The organism is Mesorhizobium sp. M0659 (assembly GCF_040320605.1).
Taxonomy (GTDB): Bacteria; Pseudomonadota; Alphaproteobacteria; order Rhizobiales; family Rhizobiaceae; genus Mesorhizobium.
The window spans coordinates 44,451-54,421 of the sequence record NZ_JAMYPY010000030.1; the positions used below are offsets into that span (position 1 = coordinate 44,451).

Here is a 9,971-nt window from a genome sequence, read left to right on the forward strand (position 1 = left end):
GTCAGAACGCCTGTCCGATCCCGGCATAGATGCCGAAACGCGGGTCGCCACGGTCGCGGTTGAGCGGCACGGCGGCGTCGATGCGCAGCGGCCCGAACGGCGTGATGTAGCGCAGGCCAACGCCCGCGCCGACCTTCACGTCGGAAAAGTCCGGCGTCGCTGTGGTCGAGACAGTGCCGGCGTCGACGAACGGCACGATGCCGATCGTGTCGGTCAGCGCAATGCGCATTTCGACCGATGTTTCGAAGAAGGAAAGCCCGCCGATCGGCTGATTGTCGATGTCCTTCGGTCCGATGCCCTGATAGGCATAGCCCCGCACCGAGCCGCCACCGCCGGAATAGAAGCGCCTGTCGGCTGGAACGTTCTGAAGGCCGGTGCCGACGATCGAACCCAGCGCGACGCGTTCGGCAAGCACGAATTTCGAGGCCGTGTCGAGCGACTGATAGGCCGACCCCTCGCCCCTGAGCTTGAGGAAGGCGGCGCCGCTCAGAATGTCGTAGCTCGGTTCGGCATAGGCCAGAACCCTGAAGCCGCTGGTCGGATTGAGCCGGTTGTCCCTGTTGTCATAGACATATTGCAGCGGAATGCTGGCGATCAGGTATTTGTGCTTGCCGAAGGCGTCGGTGATCCTGGAATAGTCCAGCGCGATTTCAGCCGAAACCGTCTGCTTCTTGTCGATCTCATAGGACAGGCCGGTGCTGCCCTTGACCGAGAAATGGTCGTAGGCATCGGGATGTTCGAGGACGGTCTTGACGCTGGCGATGAATTTCGAGGCCGGCCCGACCACGCCCGGCTTCTCGAACATGATGCCGGCATTGTAGTTGAGCTCGCTGAGATCGTTGCTGCCGATGCCGCTGATCTTGCCCTCGATGCGCAGCTTTTCGGCCCGGCCGAACAGATTTCGGTGGCCCCAATAGCCTTCCAGGCCTAGCCCTTCGGTGTTGGAGAAAGTGCCGCCAACGCCGAAATAGCGTGGTTTGCGCTCGCTGACCTGAACGCCGATCGGAATGTTGCCGTCGGCGTCGAGACTTTCGGCTTCCTTCAGCGTCACGCTGTTGAACACTTCGAGCCTCAGCAGCCGGTCGCGGGCATCGTCGATCTCGTCGGGCGAATATTGCCGGCCGCGTTTCAGCCCGGTCATATATTCGGTGAACTCGCGATTGACCTTCTCTGTGCCATCGACGGTGGTGTCGCCATAACCGGCAACCGGCCCGGCGGCCACCGTCAGCGTCACGTCGAGCGTCGAGGTGGTGTGCTCGGCCACGACCTGCCTGTCGGTGATCCGGGCCAGCGGCCGGCCCTCCTGCTTCAGCGCCCGCACGATCAGCGCCTCGGCCTTGAGCACGGCGCCCGAGCCGGCATCGCCGCCGGCTATCAGGCCGAAATCGGCGCTCGCCAGCCCGGCGGCATCGCCCTCCAGCCGAATATTGCCGAGCGTGAATTTGGGCCCGCTCGAGATGCTGATCACCACCGGGATCGGCTGCGGACCCGTAAATTCGGCATCGGGCGGCAAATCGTCGAGCGCCTTGCCCTGGATGGTGATAGTGACGACGCCTTCATAACGGGCGTCGGCATAAAGCGCGGCGACCAGCTGTTCGCGGTCGCTACGCGCCTTCGCCAAAAGGCCGAGCGAGCCGGAAACCGGGCGGTCTTCGTCGGATTTCAGCGACGAGGCGTTTTCGAGCTTCTTGACCAGGTCCTTGTCGGCATCGGGCGCTTCGATGGTCACCGCATAGCGCAGCGGGTCGACGATATCGGCGTCCTCGTCATTCGAAGAGCCCCACAATTTGATGCCGAAGAGCTCGAAGGCGGCCGCCGACCCCGATTCGGCAACGAGCACGGTCGAGCACGCCAACGCCACAATCAGCGCACGCGAAAGCGTGCGCCGTGGCGCACTTACCTTCGACATCTGCGCTTCATACGCCGGCATCAGGACAACCTAGGTTACAAAACTAAAATTGGAATGAAGTTTTGAAGCGCTCGTAAAGGGGCCACAATCCAATTGTCTGAAATAGGCAGGGCTTGGAATTCACACCTTCTGCGTTTTCGCAAGAAAGCGTGATCCCTTTCCCGTGGATGAACTATCGGCATACCGGTCATTGGCCGGTTTGGGAACCGTTGGCGGGCGGAAACCTGCCCGTCCTCGTGTTGACAAGCTTGACTGAAGCTTGAACATGCCGCGGACGTAGCAGTGTCTGGAGGGTGTTATGGCGATGCGCGCGGCGGCTCGTGGTCTGTCGATCTTGATTCTTCTCATTTTCGCCTGGGGGTCTGTAGCGCAAGCGGCCGAAGCCCGCCGGGTGGTGACCTCAAATAATTCCGACTATTTCGGCTTCGATCTCAGATCGGACCAGAATGTCAGCCTCGATCAGTGCAAGACGACATGCCTCGGCGACCCCGCCTGCCGCGCCTTTACTTACAACAACAAGGCCAAATGGTGCTTCCTAAAGTCCGACTATAACCAGTTGAAACCCTTCAGCGGCGCGGTCGCGGGCAAGGTCGTCAATGTCGATGGCGACCCCGATATCGGCGCCCCGCCGGAACTCGCCTTCTTCCCCAACTGGATGGCCGACCAGGCCCAGCAATACCGCAACAAGCTGACCGATCCGGCCTATGACAAGCCGACCGACGGGCTGGAATCACTCCGCGCCGCCGCCGAACAGGCTGCACTGACCGGCGACCATGGGCAGGCCATGAACAAATACGAGGCCGCGGTCTCGGTCCTGCCTGACGACGGTCAGCTTTGGCTCGGTCTGGCGCGTGAAACGCTTGCCATACAGCCGGCCAGCGGCACCTCCGAATCCTACAATCTGCCGGTCAAAGGCACCTCCGCCGCCATCAACGCCTACAAGTTGCTGCGCACCACCAAGACCCGCGCCGAAGTGCTGGCGCTGCTCGGCAACGGCCTCGACCGCCGCGATCTCTACCGTCCGGCCCTGCAGGCTTATGAAGCCAGCCTCGCGCTGGTCAGTTCGCCGGCGGTCAAGGCCGAATATGAGGATCTCAAGGCCCGCAAGGGCTTCCGCGTCATCGATCACTCGATCGACGCCGACACCAGCGCGCCGCGCATTTGCGCGCAGTTTTCCGAGGAGCTGGTCAAGACCGGCGTCGACTACGCCCAGTTCGTCACCGTCGACAACCAGCCGCCCAAGGGCGTCGAGGCCAAGGACAAGCAGATCTGCGTCGAAGGCCTGGAGCACGGCCAACATTACGAAGTGACCTTCCGCGCCGGTCTGCCGGCCGCCATTGGCGAGGTCACCGCCGCTCCGGTCGTGCTGTCGATCTATGTGCAGGACCGCGCGCCGTCCGCCCGCTTCACCGGCGACAGCTTCGTGCTGCCCGCCGGCGCCCGCCGTGGCATCCCCATCGTCACCGTCAACATGAACACCGCGCAGATGAAGCTCTACCGTATCGGCGATCGTTCGCTGGCGCAGCTTCTGTCCGGCTATCAGTTCCTGAAGCAGCTCGACGGCTATGATATCTCCAGCATTTCCGACCAGATGGGTGAGCCGGTCTGGCAGGGGCAGCTGGATATCGCCAACGACCTCAACAAGGACGTCACGACTTCGTTCCCGGTCGACGAAGCCTTGCCGCAGCGCAAGCCCGGCGTCTACGTGCTGACCGCGCAAGCGGTAAATGAAAATGACGAGGACAATTACAATTCGCTTGCCACGCAGTGGTTCGTCGTCTCCGACATCGGCCTGTCGACCTATACCGGCCAGGATGGCCTCAATGTCTTTGCCCGCTCGCTCGGAACCGCCAAGCCGATCGCCGGCGCCGAACTGACGCTGCTGGCCAGGAACAATGAAATCCTCGGCACAGCCACGTCGGACGCCGAAGGCCATGCTGTCTTCAACCCCGGCCTGACGCGCGGCGACGGCGGCATGGTGCCGGCCGTTCTGATGGCCAAGCAGGGCGACAACGATTTCGTCTTCCTCGACATGGGCCGCGCCGGCTTCGATCTGTCCGATCGCGGCGTCGCCGGACGCGCCGCACCGGGCGCGCTCGATGTCTATGCCTGGACCGAACGCGGCATCTACCGCGCCGGCGAGGATGTGCATGTCGCAGCCCTTGCCCGCGACGTCGCCTCCAAAGCGGTGGAAAACCTGCCGCTGACCTTCATCTTCACCCGTCCCGACGGCGTCGAGAACCGCCGCATCGTTGCCGATGGCGTCTCGGCCGGCGGCTATGCCGTCGACCTGCCGCTGGAAGCCAACGCCATGCGCGGCACCTGGACGGTGTCGATCTATACCGATCCCAAGCAGGCGGCCGTTTCCAGCCAGATGTTCCTGGTCGAAGACTTCGTGCCGGATCGCATCGAGTTCGACATGAAGTCCGACAAGCAGGAGATCGCACAGGGCGAAACCGCCAACATCGACATTGACGGCCGCTTCCTCTATGGCGCGCCGGCCGCCGGCCTCGCGCTCGAAGGCGAGCTGACGCTGTCGACGGCGCGCGACTGGGACCGTTTCGCCGGCTATTCGTTCGGCCTTGCTGACGAGCAGTCGGCCGAGCCTTCGGTCACCCCGTTCACCGGTCTGCCGGTGGTCGGCGACGACGGCAAGGCGACCTTCCCGGTCACGGTCGACCAATTGCCCGCGACCACCAAGCTGGTCGACGCCAAGGTCACGGTTCGCATGCGTGAAACCGGCGGCCGCGCCATCGAACGCTCGCTCAACATCGGCATCCGCCCGCAAGGCCACATGATCGGCATTCGTCCGGATTTCGCCGACAATGAGGTGCCGCAGGGCGGCACCGCCAAGTTCAGCCTCATCGCGGTCGACCCCGACGGCAAGCGCGAGACGCTGAAGGGCGCGCAGTGGTCGCTGGTCAAGGTCGAACGCAATTACCAGTGGTACCGCAACAACAATTCGTGGAACTACGAACCGGTCACCTTCACCAAGTCGATCGCCAACGGCCAGGTCGATCTCAGCGCCGATGCCGAGGCGACCGTGACGATGCCGGTCGACTGGGGCCAGTACCGGCTCGAGATCGAGACTGCCGATCCCGAGGGCCCGGCGACCAGCTATGAGTTCGACGCCGGCTGGTATGTCTCCTCGACCTCCACCGAAACGCCTGACGGGCTCGAGATCGCTCTCGACAAGGACAGCTATGCCGTCGGCGACGTGGCCAAGCTGAAAGTGTCGCCGCATTTTGCCGGCGAACTGCTGGTCACCATCGGCGCCGACAAGCTGCTCAAGACCGTCACGGCAACCGTGCCGGCCGGCGGCAGCACGGTCGAGATCCCGGTCGGTGACGACTGGGGCGCCGGCGCCTACATCACCGCAACCCTGTTCCGGCCCGGCGATGCGCAGGAAACCCGCATGCCGGCGCGCGCCATCGGCGTAAAATGGCTGACGGTCGACCCAGGCTCGAAAAAGCTCGCCGTCACCCTGACGCCGCCGGACAAGACGATGCCGCGCCAGCAGCTGTCGATCCCGGTTTCGGTCGCCGGCGTAGCGCCGGGCAGCAATGCCTATGTCACGGTCGCTGCCGTCGATGTCGGCATTTTGAACCTCACCAACTACAAGGCGCCGGATCCGGAGGGCTGGTATTTCGGCCAGCGCATGCTCGGGCTCGAAGTCCGCGACATCTATGGCCGTCTCATCGACGGCTCGCTCGGCACCACCGGCAAGCTCAGGACCGGCGGCGACGGCGCCTCGATGCAGCCGCAAGGCAGTCCGCCGACCGAAAAGCTGGTCGCCTTCTTCTCCGGCCCGGTCCAGCTCGACGCCGACGGCAAGGCAAGGATCGACTTCGACATCCCGCAGTTCAACGGCACCGTGCGCGTCATGGCCGTCGCCTGGACCAAGGAGGCCGTCGGCCATGCCACGACCGATGTCATCGTGCGCGATCCGGTGGTGATCACTGCCGGCCTGCCCCGCTTCCTGGCGCCTGGAGATGCAGCTATCATGCGGCTCGACGTCGCCGACACCGACGGTCCGGAGGGCGACTATGCCCTGTCGATCGCCACGACCGGCGACCTCTCGACCGGCGACAAGCCCTTGCCCGAAAAGCTGACGCTGGCCAAGGGCAAGCGCCAGACGCTGACCGTGCCGCTGATTGCACAGACGGCGGGCAATGCCTCGATCACCATCAAGCTCGCCCATGGCGACGGCACCGCCGTCGAGCAGACGCTGTATGTTCCGGTGCGTCCGGCGCAATTGCCGGTCACCACCCGTCTGGTCGTCGACCTCAAGGGCAATGGCGGCTCGCTGCGCGTCGACAAGGAGCTGCTCGCGGCAAGCCTGCTCGACGGCGCCTCGATCAGTGTCGGCGTTTCGCAGGCTGCCGCCTTCGACGTGCCGTCGCTGCTGATGACGCTCGACCGCTACCCCTATGGTTGCGCCGAGCAGACCACCAGCCGCGCCATGCCGCTTCTCTACGTCAACGATCTGGCGTCCGGCGTTGGCATGCAAAGCGATCCCGAACTGCACGGCCGCGTGCAGGCCGCCATCTACAAGGTGCTGAGCTACCAGGCTTCGGCCGGCAGCTTCGGCCTGTGGGGTCCGGGCTCCGGCGATCTGTGGCTTGACTCTTACGTCACCGACTTCCTGACCCGGGCGCGCGAGCAGAACTACGACGTGCCGGCGCTGGCGATGAGCCAGGCGCTGAGCAATCTGCAAAACTCGGTCGGTTACGACCAGGACGTCCAGGATCGCGGCAGCGAAATCGCCTACGCGCTCTATGTTCTGGCCCGCAACAAGAAGGCCTCGGTCGGCGATCTGCGCTACTACGCCGACACCAAGCTCGAAGCCTTCTCGAGCCCGATGGCCGTCGCCCAGTTGGCGGCGAGCCTGGCGCTCTACGGCGACGCGCAGCGTTCGGAAGCAACCTTCCAGACGGCGCTGCAGCTGGCCAAGTCGACCACCGAATACGACTACTACCGGTCCGACTATGGCTCGCGGCTGCGTGATGGCGCCGCGATCCTGGCGCTCGCCGCCGAATCGAAGCCGGTGCCGACCATCGTGCCGGAGCTGATCCGGCTGGTGGCAAGGGAACGCGCCGATGCCCGCTGGACCAGCACGCAGGACGAGTCCTGGATGCTTCTGGCGGCCCGCGCGCTGAAGTCGGGCAACGACTCTATCACGCTGTCGGTCAACGGCGCGCCGCATGCAGGTGGATATTCCAACCACCTCAGCGGCACCGACATTGCCGACAGCCCGCTGACCATCGCCAACACCGGCGCCACGCCGCTGCAGGCGGTCGTCACCACGGTCGCCTCGCCGGTAGAGCCCTTGCCGGCCGGCGGCGACGGCTTCACCATCGACCGCACCTACTACAAGCTCGATGGCACCGAAGCCAACGTCACCGAGGCGACGCAGAACGAACGCTACGTGGTCGTGCTCAAGGTTTACGAGCAGAACCGCTGGCCTTCGCGCCTGCTGATCACCGACCTGTTGCCGGCCGGCTTCGAGATCGACAATCCGGGCCTTGTTTCCAGCGCCCAGCTGTCGAACTTCACCTGGCTGGCGCAAACGGACGCAGCCCATCTCGAATTCCGCGACGACCGTTTCGTCGCGGCATTCAATCCCAATGACGGCGATGGCGACCGCAACATCATGCTGGCCTACGTCGTGCGTGCGGTAACGCCGGGCACCTATGCCCATCCGGCAGCCACGGTGGAGGACATGTACCGGCCGCAATATTCGGCCCGCACCGCCACCGGCATGATGGAGATCAAGGCGCCGTAAGGCGCCTTGACGAAGATGAACACGCCGATCTCCGCGACCATCTCCTTCTCCCCGCTATGCGGAGAGAAGGAGCCGGCAGGCGGATGAAGGGCACCACCATGCTCTCCAGAAAATTTCTCCGTCGAACAGGCATCGCCGCCGCCTCCCTCGTCGGCTTTGCGGCGATCGCTGCCGCTTCTCTCTGGGAACTCGACCGCGCTTTTCCGCCGCCGCTGCCCGGAAGGCTCACCGTCTCCACCGAGGTCCAGGACCGCGACGGCCAGCTGTTGCGCGCCTTCGCCACGCCGGACGGTTACTGGCGGCTCGACACTCATCTCGACCAGGTCGACAAGCAGTTCGTCGACATGCTGGTCACCTATGAAGACAAGCGCTTTTGGGACCATGATGGCGTCGATGTGCTGGCGCTGGCGCGCGCCGCCGGCCAGTTCGCCACCAGCGGCCATATCGTCTCCGGCGGCTCGACCCTGTCGATGCAGCTTGCCCGGCTGATCGAGCCACGCGAAAACCGCAGCCTCGGCTCGAAGATCAAGCAGATGCTGCGTGCCATCCAGATCGAGCGGCGGCTGTCTAAGCAGGAGATCCTCGAACGCTATTTGACGCTGGCGCCTTATGGCGGCAATCTCGAAGGCGTGCGCGCCGCGTCACTCGCCTATTTCGGCAAGGAGCCGAAGCGGCTGACGGTCTCGGAAGCCGCCCTGCTGGTTGCGCTGCCGCAATTGCCGGAAAAGCGCCGGCCCGACCGCAATCTCACCATCGCTCATGCAGCCCGCGACCGCGTGCTGACCCGCATGGTATCAGCTGACCTGCTTGGCGAGCGCGAGGCCGCGCGCGCAGCGCTCGATGATGTCTCGGGCTTGCGCCGCAAACTGCCGGCACTGGCGCCACATGCCGCCTATGCCATGCTGCCCAAGGCCGTACCCGGCAAGCCATTGCAGCTGACGATCCGCAAAAGCGTCCAGCAAGGGCTGGAACAGGTGGCGCGCGATGCCGCGATCAAGCTTGGCCCGCGCCTGTCGGTCGCCATGGTGATGGCGGACGCGCGCACCGGCGACATTCTTGGCGAAGTCGGCTCGGCCGATTTCTTCGACGCCAGCCGCTCCGGCTGGATCGACATGACCAAGATCGTGCGTTCGCCCGGTTCGACGCTGAAGCCGTTCATCTATGGCCTCGCCTTCGAGCAAGGGCTGGTGGCGCAGGAAATGCTGATCGAGGACAGTCCGGTCGATTTCGGCGGCTACCGGCCAAAGAATTTCGACATGGGCTATCAGGGGGATGTCTCGATCCGCCAGGCGCTGCAGCTGTCGCTCAACGTTCCGGCGATCCGCGTGCTCGACTCGGTCGGCCCGGCACGGCTGATGGCGCGCTTCCGCCAGGCCGGCGTCAGCCCGGTGCTGCCGGTCAACGAGGCGCCGGGCCTCGCCATCGGCCTCGGAGGCGTCGGCGTAACGCTGCGCGATCTCGTCCAGCTCTATACCGGCCTCGCCAATGGCGGCAAGGCAAACACGCTGCATGACGGCACCGAGCCGGCCAATGCCGAGCGCACCACCGCCACGATCCTCGACGCCCAGGCGAACTGGCAGATCACCGACATATTGTCGGGCGTAAAGCCGCCCGAGGGCGCCTTGCAGCGCGGCATCGCCTACAAGACCGGCACGTCCTACGGCTACCGCGACGCCTGGTCGGTCGGCTTCGACGGCCGCTACGTGCTGGGTGTGTGGGTCGGCCGCGCCGATGCCGGTGCGGTGCCCGGCCTGTCCGGCTATGTCTCGGCCGCCCCCATCCTGTTCGAGGGCTTCGTCCGCTCCGGCCTCACCGCCGTCCCGTTGCCCAGCCAGCCGGCCGGTGTCCTCAAGGCCAGGCGCGAAGACCTGCCGGTGACATTGGGGCGCTTCGGCGCCGGCGCCGACGGACTGGTGCAGGCAGGCCCGACGGAACCGGCGCCGACGATCATTTTCCCGCCCAACGGCGCCCGCGTCGATCTCGCCACCAATTCCGCCGAGGCCTCGCCGCTGGTGCTGAAACTGCAAGGCGGCCGCGCGCCGTTCCGCTGGCTGGCCAATGGCAAGCCGCTCGTCGGCATCGACCGCCGCCGCACCGCGACCTGGCTGCCCGACGGCGCCGGCTATTCGACGCTCACCGTCATCGACGCCGTGGGACGCGCAGCCAGCGTGAAGGTGTTCGTTGAATAGATGGCGCCAAGCGATTCAGGGGATTGGGCTTCTTCGCCTGAAACCCGGCGCGAGGCACCCCCCTCTGGCCTGCCGGCCAATGGCCGGC

The 9,971-nt window shown here is 65.1% G+C and carries 3 protein-coding genes; 2 read left to right on the forward strand and 1 reads right to left on the reverse strand.

The genetic code is table 11. The annotated features are described in order from the left end of the window. Position 1: 1 nt before the first annotated feature. On the reverse strand, positions 2 to 1,930 hold the full coding sequence (locus NKI31_RS28970) for an autotransporter assembly complex protein TamA (protein ID WP_352499692.1): 1,929 nt from the start codon (positions 1,928 to 1,930) through the stop codon (positions 2 to 4). Between the two features lie 277 nt (positions 1,931 to 2,207). Here NKI31_RS28970 and NKI31_RS28975 point away from each other — a divergent pair, with 277 nt between their 5' ends. Both NKI31_RS28975 and pbpC read left to right on the forward strand, forming a co-directional pair. Beyond that, on the forward strand, positions 2,208 to 7,694 hold the full coding sequence (locus NKI31_RS28975; protein WP_352499691.1) for an alpha-2-macroglobulin family protein: 5,487 nt from the start codon (positions 2,208 to 2,210) through the stop codon (positions 7,692 to 7,694). A gap of 83 nt (positions 7,695 to 7,777) precedes the next feature. Beyond that, the gene (pbpC, locus tag NKI31_RS28980) at positions 7,778 to 9,883 is read left to right on the forward strand and encodes a penicillin-binding protein 1C (RefSeq protein ID WP_352499690.1); all 2,106 of its coding nucleotides are present in this window, start codon (positions 7,778 to 7,780) and stop codon (positions 9,881 to 9,883) included. The last annotated feature ends 88 nt before the right edge of the window (positions 9,884 to 9,971 follow it).